A 15,125-nucleotide genomic window follows, 5' to 3' on the forward strand; every position below is an offset into this window, starting at 1 on the left:
GTGACCAATCGTGCCCACGTTCACGTGCGGCTTGGTCCGCTCAAATTTCTCTTTTGCCATCTTTCAATTCTCCAGAAAAGGAAAAGCAACACGACTTGAAACACCAAGGCGCAACGGATGGCACAGCCAGCACCAACCGCGCACCTGTAGATGGTGCCCATGGCGGGAATCGGACCCGCGACCTCTCCCTTACCAAGGGAGTGCTCTACCACTGAGCCACATGGGCAGAATTCAGCTTCAACACCGACCGGCCTGCGCACCAGCACACACGCATTCAACGATGAACCGCTGGAGCGGGAGACGGGAATCGAACCCGCGTCATCAGCTTGGAAGGCTGGGGTTCTACCATTGAACTACTCCCGCCTCGCGCCACCAGCCCAGCGCATCACACGCCCGAACCAGCGACGACTCTGCCGTTCATCGCAAACACTGGTGGAGAGGGCTGGATTCGAACCAGCGTACTCGTAAGAGGGCAGATTTACAGTCTGCTGCCATTAACCACTCGGCCACCTCTCCACGGTGAGCCTGCGATTATGCCATGATTTCTTGACACTGGAAGCACCCCGACGAGGGCCCGCCCAGTCAGGCACACCTCCCAGGCTGCCATGCGCCTTTGAGGACACGATCACCAGGTCAGTGCACCCCGCCCGTGTGCCTGCAAGAAGCTGTTGGACTGACTGAAATGCCCGCACCCCAGAAAAGGTTGGGGGCCGCGCAGGGCCGACAGCGGCGAAGGGTGATTGGCCGTCAACACCAGATGGCGACCTTGGGCTCCGACGCGCTCCTCCTTCCAACCTTGGCCTGCGCAGGCGTGCGCCAGCGCTTTTTGCGCGTGGGCACCCCACAGCATGAACACAACCGGAGAAACTTGTTCAGTCACAGCAAGGATGATCCGCTGAGTGAGCACTTCCCACCCCAACCCCGCATGGCTGGCCGGCTCGCTGTCTTCCACGGTCAAGCAGGTGTTGAGCAGCAGCACCCCTTGGCGGGCCCAGCCCTGCAACGATCCGTCTGCCGGGACGGGTCGAGGCGCCAGTTGCGGGTCCCGCGCCAGCTCCTTGTGAATGTTGCGCAAAGAAGGCGGCGGCTTGACGCCGGGCGCGACGGAAAACGCCAGCCCTTCGGCCTGCCCGGCGCCATGGTACGGGTCCTGCCCCAAGATCAACACGCGCACGGCCGAGAGGGGGGTGAGTTCCAACGCACGCAGGGGACGCGGCGGGTAGATCACCGCGCCAGCGTCCAACCGCGCCTGGATCTGCCGCCCCAGCGACCGCCCGGCGTCGCCGTCGAAAAATGTCTGCGCCAGAGCACGCCAATCTGGCGTCAAGGGAGCCAGCCACTCCGCGGGCGCCCAGGCCCGCAGTCGCTCGGCGGAGAACAGCCCCTGCGGCGGGGCCAAGCCGACCCGATCGTTCATGTCGCGACCCGCCTGGACACCGTCAGGCAAACAGCTCAGCCAAGGCCAAGCCAGGCTCGGGCGCGCGCATGACGGCCTCCCCGACCAGGAAGGCGTGCACGCCCGCGTCGCGCATGCGCGCCACGTCGGCGCGCTGCAGGATGCCGGATTCCGTCACCAGCAGACGATCAGGGGGCACCCGCTCCCGCAAGGCCAGCGTCGTGTCGAGCGAGACCTCGAAGGTGCGCAGATTGCGGTTGTTGATGCCCATCAAGGGAGTCTTGAGCTTGAGGGCCCGGTCCAACTCGGCGCCGTCATGTACTTCCACCAGCACAGCCATGCCCAGCCCCAGGGCGATGGCTTCGAAGTCACGCATTTGCGCGTCGTCCAGGCAGGCCGCGATCAGCAGCACGCAGTCCGCCCCCATGGCGCGCGACTCGTAGACCTGGTAGGGGTCGATCAAGAAGTCCTTGCGCAGCACGGGCAGATCGCAGGAAGCCCGGGCCTGCTTCAGGTAGTCGGGTTGGCCCTGGAAGAACTGCCGGTCGGTCAACACCGACAGGCAGGCCGCCGAGACCTTACCGCCGCTGCCCGTGTTGCCTTCGGCATAACTCTGCGCGATATCGGCGGGGATGAAGTCCGCGCGCAGCACGCCCTTGCTCGGGCTGGCCTTCTTCACTTCGGCGATCACCGCCGCCTGACCCCTGCCGATCTTGCCGCGCAAGGCGCCCACGAAGTCGCGCGTGAGCACGCGGCTTTCGGCGTCGGCGCGCATGGCCGCCAGGGAGACCTTCTTGACCGCCGCCGCGACTTCCTCGCGTTTGACGGTAACGATTTTTTCCAGGATGTCGCTCATGCCGATTCGCCCTTATTGCTTCATGCCAACCGGCTGGCCACGGCCACCAGTTGCGCTAGCTTGGCCTTGGCCGCGCCGCTGGCGATGGCGGCCTGCGCCTTCAACACGCCTTGGGCCATCGAGGGCACCACGTCGGCGGCGTACAACGCCGCGCCAGCATTCAAGGCCACCAGATCACTCGCCACGCCAGGCTGGCCGTCCAGCACCCCCAGCAGCATGGCGCGCGAGGCTTCGGGGGTTTCCACCCGCACCTGGCGCATGCTGGCCATCTGGAAGCCGAAGTCCTCGGGATGGATTTCGTACTCGCGGATCTGCCCATCTTTCAGTTCACCGACCAGGGTCGCTGCGCCCAGGCTGATTTCGTCCAACCCGTCCTTGCCGTGTACCACCACGGCGTGCGTTGCGCCCAGTCTTTGCAAGGCACGCACCTGGATACCCACCAGGTCGGGATGGAACACGCCCATCAGGATATTGGGCGCGCTCGCCGGATTGGTCAGCGGCCCGAGGATGTTGAAGATGGTCTTGACGCCCAGTTCCTTGCGCACCGGGGCCACGTTCTTCATCGCTGGGTGGTGGTTGGGGGCGAACATGAAGCCGACCCCGGTCTCGGCGATGCAGCGCGCGATGGCCTCGGGCTTGAGGTGGATGTTGACGCCCAGCGCCTCCATCACGTCGGCGCTGCCGCTCTTGCTGGACACGCTGCGCCCGCCATGCTTGCTGACTTTGGCTCCCGCCGCCGCGGCGACGAACATGGCACAGGTGGAAATATTGAAGGTGTGGGCCCCATCGCCACCCGTGCCCACGATGTCGACCAGGTGCGTGGCGTCGGCCACCTCGACCTTGGTCGAGAACTCGCGCATCACCTGCGCGGCGGCGGTGATTTCGCCGATGGTCTCCTTCTTCACGCGCAAGCCCGTGGTCAGCGCGGCCATCATCACCGGCGACATTTCACCGCTCATGATGAGCCGCATGATGTGCAGCATCTCGTCGTGGAAGATCTCGCGGTGCTCGATGACCCGCTGCAAGGCTTCGTGGGGGGAAATGTTCATGGTCTTTTCCTGCATCGCCATCAGGCCGGACAGTTAACGGGACGGATTGTCGGAGAACGCCAGGCGCAGGCCGAAGCCCAGGAACATGGCGCCAGCCAGGCGGTCGAGCCAGTGCATGCTCCGACGCACCCAAGCGCGGCGGGCCAGCCAGGCCGCTGCGAGTGCCCAGCCGATGTCCACGGGAATGCTGCCCAGCGTGAACAGGCAGCCCAGCACGAGGAAGGCCAGGGTCTTGTGCGGCGCCTCGGGCACGATGAACTGGGGCAGGAAGGCGAGGAAAAAGATCGCCACCTTGGGATTGAGCGCATTGGTCAGAAATCCACCCGCATAGACGGCACGCAGGGATACGGCGGCCTGGCTCCTCGTTATCGCGGCGCCGTCACCCAGCCCGGAACCGTCCGCTGCCCGGGCCAGCAAGAGCTTCACGCCCGTCCAGCACAGATAAGCCGCACCCACCCACTTGAGCACGGTGAAAGCGGTGGCGGACGCCGCGAGCAGGGCGCCGACGCCCAGCGCCGCAGCGCTGACATGCACGAAGCAACCGGTCGTGATGCCCAAACTGGCCACCACGCCCGCGCGCGCGTCCTGGCGCAGGGCACTGCTGGTGATGTAGAGCACGTCGGGCCCGGGCGTGAGGTTGAGCAGCAAACCAGCCAGCAGGAACAAGGGCAGGTGAGTGATGCCCAGGGAGGACAGATCGAACAGGTTCATGGCGCGCGCCGCTCCAGGAAGTTCTTCAGCATCGCATGCCCATGCTCGGTCAGGATGGACTCGGGATGGAACTGCACGCCCTCCACGTCCAGCGTCTTGTGACGCAGCCCCATGATTTCACCGTCGTCGGTCCAGGCCGTCACCTCCAGCTCGGGCGGACAGCTCGCGCGCTCGACGGCCAGGGAGTGGTAGCGATTGACCGTGAATTTCTCGGGCAGGCCGGCGAACACGCCCTGGCGAGTCGTGGTGATCTCGCTGGTCTTGCCATGCATCAACTCGCGTGCGCGGACCACCTTGCCGCCGAAGGCCGCGCCGATGCTCTGGTGTCCCAGGCACACCCCCAGGACGGGCAGCTTGCCCGCGAAGTGCTGAATGGCCGCGATCGAGATGCCCGCCTCCGCGGGCGAACAAGGCCCGGGGGAGACCACGAGCCGGTCGGGGCGGCGCTGCGCCACGCCCTCCACCGTGATCTCATCGTTACGGAACACCTCGACCTCGGCGCCGAGTTCGCCGAAATACTGGACCAGGTTGTAGGTGAAGCTGTCGTAGTTGTCGATCATCAAGAGTTTCATGGTGCGGCTTCCTTTCACTCCAGACCTTCTTCAACCAGCTCGGCGGCTCGCAGCAGCGCACGCGCCTTGGCCTCGGTTTCCTTCCACTCCAGCTCGGGCACGGAATCGGCCACGACGCCTGCGGCGGCTTGCACATACAGCCGCCCGCCCTTGACCACGCCGGTGCGGATGGCGATGGCCAAGTCCATGTCGCCTGCATAGCTCAGGTAACCGCAGGCACCGCCGTAGAGACCGCGCTTGCTCGGCTCGAGCTGGTCGATCAGTTCCATGGCGTGCACCTTGGGTGCGCCGGTCAGCGTGCCCGCCGGGAAGGTGGCCTTGAGCACGTCCATGCTGCCCATGCCGTCCTTGAGCAATCCTTCGACGTTGCTGACGATGTGCATGACGTGGCTGTAACGCTCCACCGCGAAAGCCTCGGTCACCTTGACGCTGCCGATGCGCGCGATGCGCCCGATGTCGTTGCGCGCCAGATCGATCAGCATGACGTGCTCGGCGCGCTCCTTGGGGTCGCTGACCAGTTCCTGCTCGGCGGCCAGATCGGCCTCGGGCGTGGCGCCACGCGGACGCGTGCCCGCCAAGGGACGGATCGTGATCTTCTGCGCCGAACCCGTGGCCGTGCCGGGGGCAGCCACCCGCTCCTGCCGCACCAGGATTTCCGGCGAAGCGCCCACGACTTGGCTCTCGCCAAAGTCGTAGTAATACATGTAGGGCGAGGGATTGAGCGTGCGCAGCGCTCGGTACAACGACAGCGGATGCGACTCGAACTTCTTGCTGATGCGCTGGCCCACCTGCACCTGCATGAAATCGCCCGCGGCGATCAACTCCTTGGCCCGTTCCACGGCCTTCAGGTAGTCGGCCTTCGCGAATTCGCGCTCGGCCGGGTGGTGGGCGCTGGGCGCGAGGGCCGTGATGGGCGGCGCGCTGGCAGGCTCGCGCAGGCGATCACGCAGCTCGCGCAAGCGGCGCTTGGCCGCCGTGTAAGCCTCCGGTTGCGCCGGGTCGACGTACACGATGAGGTACAGCTTGCCCGACAAGTTGTCGATGACGGCCAGCTCCTCGCACTGCAACAACAGGATGTCGGGCATGCCCAGCGTGTCCGGCGGGCAGGAATCCTCGAGTTTCTTCTCGATGTAGCGCACGGCGTCGTACCCAAAGTAGCCCGCCAGGCCACCGCAAAAGCGCGGCAAGCCTGGCGTCAGCGCGACCTTGAAACGCTGCTGGTAAGCCGTGATGAAGTCCAGCGGATTGCCACGGTCGGTTTCGATCACGTTCCCATCGCGCAGAACGTCGGTGCGTGCGTGCGCGCCGAAGCCGCTGCTGCGCAGCCAGACCCGCGCGGGCAAACCGATGAAACTGTAGCGACCAAAGCGCTCGCCGCCGACGACGGATTCCAGCAGAAAGCTGTTGCGGCCGCCATCCTGCACATGGGCCAGCTTGAGGTAGAGCGAGAGCGGTGTTTCGAGATCGGCAAAGGCCTCGGCAATGAGGGGGATGCGGTTATAGCCAGCCTGAACCAGGCTTTTGAATTCAAGTTCGGTGATCAAGGGAGAGCCTCCGGCTCGTGCGGACCGCCCCGCCAGGGGACGGTCACGCGTTCATTCGGACAGGCCTTGCGTTGCACGGCCCAGGGGCGCGCGGCGCGCGCCGCGCATCAGCTTGACAAGCGAGCAGGCCGACGCCAGGGCCAGGCTCCCCGGTCGCTGCAACCTTTGCTGATGAGGCGATGAATGAACATAGGCTGCTTTATAGCACCTTCGGTAGGCACGGGGCCCAGAGCTTGAGCAAAGAGGCGTTGGCGCCTTCAGCGCGTGTGCGCGGCCTGCTGGCCCGCCCACGCCTCCAGCTCTCCTGCGTTCAGCGGATGACTGTAGAGGTAGCCCTGACCCTTGTTGATGCCCAGGTACTGCATCAGCGCGGCCTGCTCCAGGGTCTCGATGCCCTCGGCCACGGTCTGCAGGTGCAAGGCCTTGGCCATGCGGATGGTGGCCTCGATCATCACGCGGTGGTAATTGCTGTCCAGCGCCTCGCTCACGAAGGAGCGGTCCACCTTCACTTGATTCACAGGCAACGCATGCAAGCAGGACAAGGATGAATACCCCGTGCCGAAATCGTCCAAGGACAAGGCCACGCCCAACGCACTCACCTCACGCAACACGCTCTGCACACCTTCGTCCTGCGCGGCCAGGCTCTCGGTGACCTCCAGCATCAGGGCCTCGGGGCCGATGCCCGTGCTTCTGAGCAACTCGGACAGGCGCGCGACAAAGTCCGTCTGCCGCAACTGCGCCCGCGACACGTTGACCGACACCGTCTGCGGTGCGCGGTCGCCCAGCATCTGTCGCAGGCGCACCAGCTCATGGCAAGCCGTGCGCAGCACACGCTCCCCCAAGGGGCCGATCAGGCCAGAGCCCTCGGCCACCGGGATGAAAGCCAGCGGAGAAATCAGCCCGCGCTTGGGGTGATGCCAGCGCGCCAGCGCTTCCACGCTGGCGAGCCGTCCCGTGGCCAGATCGATCAAGGGCTGGTAGACCACGCGGATCTCGTCACGGGCCAGGGCTTGGCGCAGGTCATTTTCCAGTTCGGCGTCGTCGTGCACGCGCTTGCGTAGGGATGGCTCGAACAGTTCATAGCGTCCACGCCCCTGCCGCTTGGCCTCGTACATCGCGATGTCGGCGTCACGCAGCACGCTGTCTGGGTCGTCGGCCATGTGCGTGGGCGTGACGATGCCGATGCTGGCCGTCGAACTGACGCGGTGCCCGCCGATCTCGTAGGGCTCCGCCAAGGTCTGCAACAAGCGCGTGGCGACAACCTTGGCGTCCAGGTCGCTGCGGATGTTGTCCAGCAGCACCACGAACTCGTCACCGCCGATGCGCGCCGCCAGTTGCTGCGCGGGCTGACCGGTCAGCACGTCGATGTCACTGGCCTGAACGAAGGCATCGCCCGCGCGCAGACTCTCCTGCAGCCGCCCCGCGATCTGGCGCAGCAACTCGTCACCGGCCGAATGGCCCAGCGTGTCATTGACCTGCTTGAAGCGGTCGAAGTCCATGAACAGCACGGCGAAGCCGTAGCCCGGCTCGCGGCGGGCGCGATCCAGGGCCGCTCGGATGCGGCGCAGCAACTCGGCACGGTTGGGCAGGTGAGTCAGGCTGTCGATGCGCGCGCTCTGGCGCAACTGTTCTTCCAGCTCCTTTTGCGCGCTGACGTCGTAGCAGACGCCCGCCATGCGCGCCGCGCGGCCACGACCATCGCGCGACACCACCGTGCCGGAGAAAAGCATCCAGCGCCAGCGGCCGTCCGCGTGACGCACGCGCATCTGCACGTGCACGGGGCGGCGTGAATCGCGCAGGTTTGCGCGCAGGGCCCGCGACATCGCATCGAGGTCCTCGGGATGGATCAGGTCCACGAGGGTGCGCGCCGTCAACTCCAAGGAGCCACTGGCATACCCCAGCAGGGCGTAGAAACGCTCGTTCACCTCCAAGCGGCCGCTGGCGAAGTCCCATTGCCAGACCCCGAGCGCGGCACTTTCCACCGCGATCGACAACAGTTGCTGCTGGTCCCGTTGCTCGGTCACGTCGATGACACTGGACGCCACGCCCGTCATGTGCCCCGCCGCATCGCGCAGCGGCTGGGTGTTGGTCAGCAGCCAGCGCACCGGCGCGCCGGGCAGCACGATGCCGACGGATTCCGCGCGCAGCGGTTGGCCCGTGCGCAGCGTGCGTTGCGTCGGGCGCTCGTCCTCCGGATAAGGCGTCATGTCCGCGCGGACGGTGGTGACCCCTTGCGCCGACAACCCCACGCGACCCACCAGGGTATCCACGGGCAAGCCCAGCATCTCGGCGGCCAGCACATTGCAGTCGAGCACGCGCCCCTCCAAATCCTGAAGCACCACGCCCACGGGCACGGCGTCGATCAGCGCGCGCAGGCGCAAGCGCTGACTTTGGGCCTCGGTGATGTCGGTGGCGACCAAGGTGCACCCCTGAGGCTCCCCCTCCGCCCCACGAATGGGTTGGTAGTCCACGTCCAGCCAAACCTCGCGACCGTCCGCGGCCCGATGCAGTATCTCGGTGCGCACGGGCCTGCCCTGGCGCAACTCCTCCAGCAACGCCTGCTCGCGGGCTTCGCCATCGTCGGCTTGTCCCAACAGCACGCCCTGAACTCCAATGACTTGCTCGCGTGGCAACCCCTTGCCACGCAGGAAGGCGTCGTTGCACCAGAGCACCCGACCGGCGCCATCGAGCATGGCCACCCAGTTGGCCGTGCGCTCGGCGACCAGTGCCAGTTGACGGCGTTGTTGCGTCTGCTGGCGCAGGCTCGCGTTTTGCTCGCGCACAAAACGCACCAGCGGCTCGGCAACCCCCAGCATCAGCAGGAACAGAAGCACCAGGGTGACGAGGAAAGCAACCCGGATGCCCCGCCGCGTCTCGGACGCGCGCCACTGCGCGGCCTCCTGCAGATCACGCCCCAGTCGCTGAAGGGTGCCCGTGAAGACATCCAACTCGGCATAGAGCCGCGCAATGGCGCGTTCACGCCCAGCGGGATCGGCCCCATCCACATGCCAGAGCAGGGATTGCGTGTGGTACCAGATCCTTTCGCGCTGATCCTGCCAGCGGGTGATGGTCTGCCTCAATTCGTCCGCGGGCTCGGACTCGGCAGCGGGAAGCTCGTGCTGCTCACCGAGCAGCGTGTCCAGCGCCTCGGCCTGGGTCTGCATGAGATGCACGGTCTCGTTCAGCGCATCGATGCTGGTCTCGCCGGAATCCAGCCTGGCCTGCAAACGGGTGAGCTGAAGGCGCAGTCGTTGTGCGAATGTCTCCTGCAGCGCGGCGACCCGGATGACTTCCGCGTCCGCCTGCCGCACCTCCTCGAGACGCATTTGCTGACGGCTCTGGAGCCACGCCACCACCCCGACGGCCAGGAGCACGAAGTAGAGCGCCAGCCTCACTCGGCAATGGGTCCGAGTGTGCCGCCCCGCCTTGGGCGCGGCATCCGCCTGGAATGTGGAGAAGCCCGAGGCGGAAGCGAACGTTGCACGGCCCAACGCCTCGACCTTGGCACGCCAACCACGCGCATCCCCCGTGTGAGGCGCCGCGTGCGACGGCTCAGCGGCCCAGGCGTCAGCGCTCGGGACCACCCGCTCATCTGCCTCTTGTCGGGCGCCCCGTCTCATCCACCACCTTCGCGCCATGTCCGCATACCCCTATGGTTGTCCTAGCGTAGCAGGACCCCGCAGGGAACAAAGCCCATGGATGATGGGCTTCGGCCTTGCTTTTCGGGCTAAGCCAGCGCCCGGCGCATGGCATCCACCACCGCCTTGTAGTCCGGCTTGCCGAAAATGGCGCTGCCCGCCACGAACGTGTCCGCCCCGGCGTCGGCCACGCGGCGGATGTTGTCGACCTTGATGCCGCCGTCCACTTCCAGGCGGATGTCCTTGCCACACGCCTCGATGCGCTTGCGCGCGGCTTCGATCTTGCGCAGCGCCGAGTCAATGAAGCTCTGCCCCCCGAATCCCGGGTTAACGCTCATGATCAAGATCAGGTCGATGTCCTCGATCACCCAATCCAAGACGTCCAGCGGAGCGGCCGGGTTGAAGGTCAGGCCCGCCTTCACGCCCTTGGCCTTGATGGCCTGGATGCTGCGGTGCACGTGCGGGGAGGCGTCGGGGTGGAAGCTGATGAGGTCCGCGCCCGACTCGGCGAAGGCCGCCGCCAGCGCGTCGACCGGCTGAACCATCATGTGCACGTCCAAGGGCACGGGCGTGCCATCCGCGCGTTTCGCGTGGGGCTTGAGCGCCTGACAAATCATGGGGCCGAAGGTCAGGTTGGGCACGTAATGGTTGTCCATCACGTCGAAATGGATCCAGTCCGCGCCAGCGGCAATGACGTTCTTCAGCTCATCACCCAGGCGGGCGAAGTCGGCGGACAGGATGGAGGGGGCAATGCGGTAGGCAGGGGGGGCGGTATGGCTCATGGCGGGGGCCCGCATGCGGGCCAAAGTCAGGGGAAGTCAAAAGGTATTTTCGCAGGTAGGATGACAGTCTGCCGGCCCTCCTCGTTCACGTGTTCCAGCCTTCGCGCCACCCGCCATGTCCGACCCCACCGACATCCTGATCGAAACCCAGCCGCGTCACCTGCCCGAGCAGTCCGATCCGGCGCGCGGCATTTACGCCTTCGCCTACACGATCACCATCACCAATCGGGGCGACGTGGCGGCGCAGCTCATTTCGCGCAGCTGGAATGTGAACGACGCCAACGGCCACACCGAGAAGGTGCGCGGCCTGGGCGTGGTGGGCCAGCAACCCTTGCTCAAGCCCGGCATGCGTTTCGAATACACCAGCGGCGCGCGCCTGCGCACGCCCACCGGCACCATGCACGGCAGCTATTTCTTCGTCACGGAAGAGGGTGATCGCTTTGACGTGGACATCCCGCTGTTCGTGCTGGACGCCCTGAGCACGGGCGGTGGCCAGCGGACCCTGCACTGAGCTGGCGGCCGACAGCATGGCCCTCGGCGAATTCGAGCTGATCGCGCGCTACTTTCAGCGCAACGCCGCGCCGCGCAACCCAGCCGTGGCCCTGGGCATCGGCGATGACTGCGCCTTGCTGCAAGCCCCGCCGGGCCTGATGCCTGGCCAGCCCCCGGACGCGCCGTCCTCGATGCAATGGGCGATCAGCACCGACATGCTGGTCGAAGGACAGCACTTCTTCCCCGACGTGGCCCCCGAGGCGCTGGGCCACAAGGCCTTGGCCGTGAACCTCAGCGATCTGGCCGCCTGCGGCGCCCAACCCGTGGCCTTCACGCTCGCGCTGGCCTTGCCCGACAGCAATGCCGCGCGCGAAGCCTGGGTCGACGCTTTCACGCGCGGACTGTTCGCCCTGGCCGACGCCCAGGGCTGCACCTTGATCGGCGGGGACACCACGCGCGGCCCGCTCAACATTTGCATCACGGTCTTGGGTTCGGTGCCTGCGGCGCAGGGCCGCGGTCAGGCCCTGCTGCGATCGGGGGCGCGGCCGGGTGATGACATCTGGGTCAGCGGCACGCTGGGCGACGCCCGGCTCGCGCTGCTGGCGATCAAGGCCCAGCGCGGCGAACGTGGCCCCGCTGCGGCCCGCTGGCTGCAGTTGCCGCCCGAGGTATTGAAAACCGCACGCGGCCGGTTGGAGCGCCCCACGCCACGCGTGGCCCTGGGCGTGGCGCTGCGTGGCATTGCCAACGCCTGCATGGACCTGAGCGACGGCTTGGTCGGCGACCTGCAGCACATCCTGGAAGCCTCGCGTTGCGGCGCGCGCTTGCTGGCACCGGTGTTGAGCGAACTGCTGGCCTCGCACCGCCTCGATGGCAACGCGCTCACCCCGCCCGAACGCCTGAGCCTGGTCTTGTCAGGAGGAGATGATTACGAGCTGCTCTTCACAGCGCCGGCCAACCGGCGCGAGGCCGTGGCGACCGCGGCCGCGGTCGCCAACACGCCGGTGACCCGCATTGGCCAGATCGAGGCACAGGAAGGCCTGCGCGTGGTGGACGCCCAGGGCCAGCGGCTCGCCGGCCGGTTCGCGTCCTTCGACCATTTCGCCTGAGCCCCCGAACATCGGGCGTGGCGCGAGGCGGCCGGTACGCGAAGCGCAAGGCGCTAGCCAGCCGCGATGGCGGCTTCCAGGGCGTCGACGAAGCGCTTGGCCACATCAAAGCCGCTCTGGTCGCTGATCTCCTGGAAGCACGTCGGGCTGGTCACATTGATCTCGGTCAGCTGCTCACCGATCACATCCAGCCCCACGAGCAGGAGGCCCCGCGATGCGAGCAAGGGCCCCAGGCTGTCGGCGATTTCACGGTCTCGCGCGGTCAGCGGCTGAGCCACGCCCTTGCCGCCAGCCGCCAAGTTGCCCCGCACCTCGCCGCCCTGGGGAATGCGCGCCAGGGCATACGGCACGGGCTGGCCACCAATCACGAGGATGCGCTTGTCACCCTGGGCGATGGCGGGGATGAACTTTTGCACCATCAGGGTCTGCGCGCCATCCTGGTTCAGGGTTTCGATGATGCTGCCCAGATTCAGGCCATCGTCCTTGACGCGGAAGATGCCCATGCCGCCCATGCCATCGAGCGGCTTGAGGATGATGTCGCGGTGTTCCGAGTGAAAGTCCCGTACCGCTTGCGGCTCGCGCGTGACCAGGGTGGGCGCGATGAATTGGGGAAACTCCAAGATGGCGAGCTTTTCAGGGTGGTCACGCAGCGCACGCGGCTTGTTGTAGACCCGTGCGCCTTCGCGCTCGGCCTGCTCCAGCAAGTGGGTGGCATAGAAATACTCGCTGTCGAAAGGCGGGTCCTTGCGCATCAGAACGGCGTCAAAGTCACGCAATGCCGTGTCTCTCACGGTCGACTCGCGAAACCACGGATCGGAATGGCCCGTGAGCACGATGTCTCGCACCTGCGCCCGCACGGGGCCGCCGGTTCGCCCGTCCGACACCCATCGCAATCGACCGGGTTCGCAAGCCGCCAGCTCGTGCCCTCGGCGCGCCGACTCCCGCATCATGGCGTAGGTGCTGTCTTTGTTGATCTTGAAGGACTCGAGCGGGTCGGCGATGAACAGGAACTTCATGCGGGGAAGTCTCGCACGAATTGCGGATCGCATGGATCGCTGCCCTGCAAAGGCCGCAGACGCCGGGCGCCCAAGCGCCGGGCCCGTGCATTCCGGATGCAGGGACAAGCAAAACCCGAGCCAGTTTTCAGTGGTGTTTAAAATGGCCCTCCCATTCAGCTTGCCCGTTCGGCTGGCTCCTCCCGCACCGCCCCCAGCGGTCATGTCCAGGTTTTAAAACGGCACACCGCCCTTCCTTCCCGCCCTTCCTTCCCGCCCTTCCGTCCTGCGATGCCCTCCCGCTGCTCTCCGCTCCGCCTGTTTCTGTCTCGCTTGGGTTTCGCCTGGGGCGCTTGCTTTTGGGTGGTCGCCAGCCTGTCAGCGGGCGCGCAGACGAAGGCCGCGACCCCGAGCCCAGGCACCACGACAGCGCCAGCAGCAGCGGCTCCGGTCCCCCAAGCCATGCACATCGAGGCGGACGCGCTGCGCTACGACGACCAGCGACAGATCAGTGTGTTCAGTGGCAACGTCGTGCTGACGCGCGGCGGCATCCGGATCGAAGGGGAGCGCATAGAAGTTCGTCAGGACGCCCTGGGCTATCAGTACGGCAACATCACCGCAGCGTTGGGCCAGCGCGCCCGGTTCACGCAACTGCGCGAGGGCATGGATGAAACGGTGGTGGCGGAAAGCAACACCATCGAATACGACGGCCGCACCGACGTGTTCAAGCTCTTGGGCGACGCCGTCCTGCGCCGCCTGCGCAGCGGCGCCGAAGCCGACATCATGACCGGCCAGGTGGTCGTCTACGACAACCTGAAGGACATCTTCACCATCGACGGGGCGCGCGCCACCGGCGGCGTGGCCCCGCGGCCGGGCACCGACACCCGGGTGCGCGCCACCCTGTCCCCGCGCACGACCACCCCAGCCACACCCGCCACGCCGGCCGGGACCGCGGGAGCGCCGGCGGCCACGGGCAAGACGCCGACCACCAGCAGCGTGAAACAAGACCTGAACCTGCGCGACGACGCCCGCCTCGCCCCGACGCCCGCGCGCGGCGCCCGTTAACGCCTCCGCGCCCACCCCGGCCATCGACACACGCATGAGTGAACAGCACACGACCACGGCGCCCGCGAGCGCCCCCGCATCCGCGAGCCAGGCCCCCGGGGTCTCCCACGCCGAGTTCGACCCCGCGCAAGCCAGCCGCCTGGAGGCGCGTAACCTCAAGAAGTTCTATGGCAGCCGCGAAGCCGTGAAGGATGTGTCACTCGCCGTGCGACGCGGCGAAGTGGTGGGTCTGCTCGGCCCCAATGGCGCGGGCAAGACCACCAGCTTCTACATGATCGTGGGCCTGGTGCGCGCCAGCGCGGGCGCCATTGAAATCGATGGCCAACGCGTGGAACACATGCCCATCCACCAGCGCGCGCGCATGGGTCTGTCCTATCTGCCGCAGGAAGCCTCAATCTTTCGCAAGCTCAACGTCGAGGACAACGTGCGCGCCGTGCTGGAACTGCAGCACGACGACAAGGGCAAACGGCTGAAACGCGACGAGATCGAGCACCGACTCACGAGCCTGCTGCAGGACTTGCGCGTCGAGAAGCTGCGCCTGTCGCCCTCGCTCGCGCTCTCGGGGGGTGAGCGGCGCCGCGTCGAGATCGCGCGCGCGCTGGCCACGCAGCCGCGCTTCATCCTGCTCGACGAGCCCTTCGCGGGCATCGACCCCATCGCGGTGATCGAGATCCAGCGCATCATCAGCTTCCTGAAATCGCGCGGACTGGGCGTGCTGATCACTGACCACAACGTGCGCGAGACCTTGGGCATCTGCGACCACGCCTACATCATCAGCGAGGGCCGCGTGCTGGCCGAGGGCACGCCCGCCGACATCGTCAACAACGCCGACGTACGCCGCGTGTACCTCGGCGAAAACTTCAAGATGTAAGCATGTTGGCCCCCACGCTTGTCACTCCGTGTACTGCGCTGCCCC

At 66.5% G+C, this 15,125-nt stretch carries 13 protein-coding genes and 3 tRNA genes; 4 read left to right on the forward strand and 12 right to left on the reverse strand.

The window, feature by feature from the left end:
• Window positions 1–151: 151 nt before the first annotated feature.
• From HGR_RS04905 to rpe, 11 genes are all read right to left on the reverse strand, one after another.
• Window positions 152–226, reverse strand: a tRNA-Thr gene (locus HGR_RS04905).
• A 63-nt stretch (window positions 227–289) separates the two neighbouring features.
• A tRNA-Gly gene (locus HGR_RS04910) sits at window positions 290–363 on the reverse strand.
• 67 nt (window positions 364–430) lie between these two features.
• Window positions 431–516: transfer RNA gene (locus HGR_RS04915), tRNA-Tyr, on the reverse strand.
• Window positions 517–625: 109 nt separating this feature from the next.
• The gene (locus tag HGR_RS04920; protein ID WP_006297016.1) at window positions 626–1,417 is read right to left on the reverse strand and encodes a uracil-DNA glycosylase; all 792 of its coding nucleotides are present in this window, start codon (window positions 1,415–1,417) and stop codon (window positions 626–628) included.
• A 22-nt stretch (window positions 1,418–1,439) separates the two neighbouring features.
• Window positions 1,440–2,252 carry an indole-3-glycerol phosphate synthase TrpC gene (gene trpC, locus HGR_RS04925; RefSeq protein WP_006297017.1) on the reverse strand — a complete coding sequence of 271 codons (813 nt, stop codon included), beginning with the start codon at window positions 2,250–2,252 and terminating at the stop codon, window positions 1,440–1,442.
• Between the two features lie 20 nt (window positions 2,253–2,272).
• Window positions 2,273–3,301, reverse strand: coding sequence for an anthranilate phosphoribosyltransferase (gene trpD, locus HGR_RS04930; RefSeq protein ID WP_006297018.1), 1,029 nt, complete (start codon window positions 3,299–3,301; stop codon window positions 2,273–2,275).
• A gap of 33 nt (window positions 3,302–3,334) precedes the next feature.
• Entirely contained in the window at window positions 3,335–4,012 is a 678-nt protein-coding gene (locus HGR_RS04935) for a LysE family translocator (protein WP_006297019.1), read from the reverse strand.
• Complete coding sequence (locus tag HGR_RS04940; RefSeq protein WP_006297020.1) at window positions 4,009–4,584, reverse strand: aminodeoxychorismate/anthranilate synthase component II; 576 nt, start codon at window positions 4,582–4,584, stop codon at window positions 4,009–4,011. Before HGR_RS04940 ends, HGR_RS04935 begins: the two co-directional genes overlap by 4 nt.
• A 14-nt stretch (window positions 4,585–4,598) precedes the next feature.
• Window positions 4,599–6,128, reverse strand: a complete 1,530-nt coding sequence (trpE, locus tag HGR_RS04945) for an anthranilate synthase component I (protein ID WP_006297021.1) — start codon at window positions 6,126–6,128, stop codon at window positions 4,599–4,601.
• A gap of 257 nt (window positions 6,129–6,385) precedes the next feature.
• A complete protein-coding gene (locus HGR_RS16740; protein WP_006297022.1) occupies window positions 6,386–9,523 on the reverse strand; it encodes an EAL domain-containing protein in 3,138 nt (1,045 codons plus the stop codon).
• A 332-nt stretch (window positions 9,524–9,855) separates the two neighbouring features.
• Window positions 9,856–10,548, reverse strand: coding sequence for a ribulose-phosphate 3-epimerase (gene rpe, locus HGR_RS04955; protein ID WP_039852425.1), 693 nt, complete (start codon window positions 10,546–10,548; stop codon window positions 9,856–9,858).
• 115 nt (window positions 10,549–10,663) lie between these two features.
• Here rpe and apaG point away from each other — a divergent pair, with 115 nt between their 5' ends.
• Together apaG and thiL are read left to right on the forward strand one after the other, a co-directional pair.
• A complete protein-coding gene (gene apaG / locus HGR_RS04960) occupies window positions 10,664–11,059 on the forward strand; it encodes a Co2+/Mg2+ efflux protein ApaG (protein ID WP_006297024.1) in 396 nt (131 codons plus the stop codon).
• 16 nt (window positions 11,060–11,075) lie between these two features.
• Entirely contained in the window at window positions 11,076–12,149 is a 1,074-nt protein-coding gene (gene thiL / locus HGR_RS04965; protein WP_039852449.1) for a thiamine-phosphate kinase, read from the forward strand.
• Window positions 12,150–12,202: 53 nt separating this feature from the next.
• On the opposite strand, the gene gshB is transcribed toward thiL, so the two are convergent.
• Window positions 12,203–13,165 (reverse strand): glutathione synthase, encoded by a 963-nt coding sequence (gshB, locus tag HGR_RS04970; protein ID WP_006297026.1) that lies wholly within the window; start codon window positions 13,163–13,165, stop codon window positions 12,203–12,205.
• 441 nt (window positions 13,166–13,606) lie between these two features.
• Here gshB and lptA point away from each other — a divergent pair, with 441 nt between their 5' ends.
• On the forward strand, window positions 13,607–14,209 hold the full coding sequence (lptA, locus tag HGR_RS04975; protein ID WP_006297027.1) for a lipopolysaccharide transport periplasmic protein LptA: 603 nt from the start codon (window positions 13,607–13,609) through the stop codon (window positions 14,207–14,209).
• A 34-nt stretch (window positions 14,210–14,243) separates the two neighbouring features.
• Window positions 14,244–15,080 carry an LPS export ABC transporter ATP-binding protein gene (lptB, locus tag HGR_RS04980; RefSeq protein ID WP_006297028.1) on the forward strand — a complete coding sequence of 279 codons (837 nt, stop codon included), beginning with the start codon at window positions 14,244–14,246 and terminating at the stop codon, window positions 15,078–15,080.
• Window positions 15,081–15,125: the final 45 nt, after the last annotated feature.

The organism is Hylemonella gracilis ATCC 19624, assembly GCF_000211835.1.
GTDB lineage: Bacteria > Pseudomonadota > Gammaproteobacteria > Burkholderiales > Burkholderiaceae_C > Hylemonella > Hylemonella gracilis.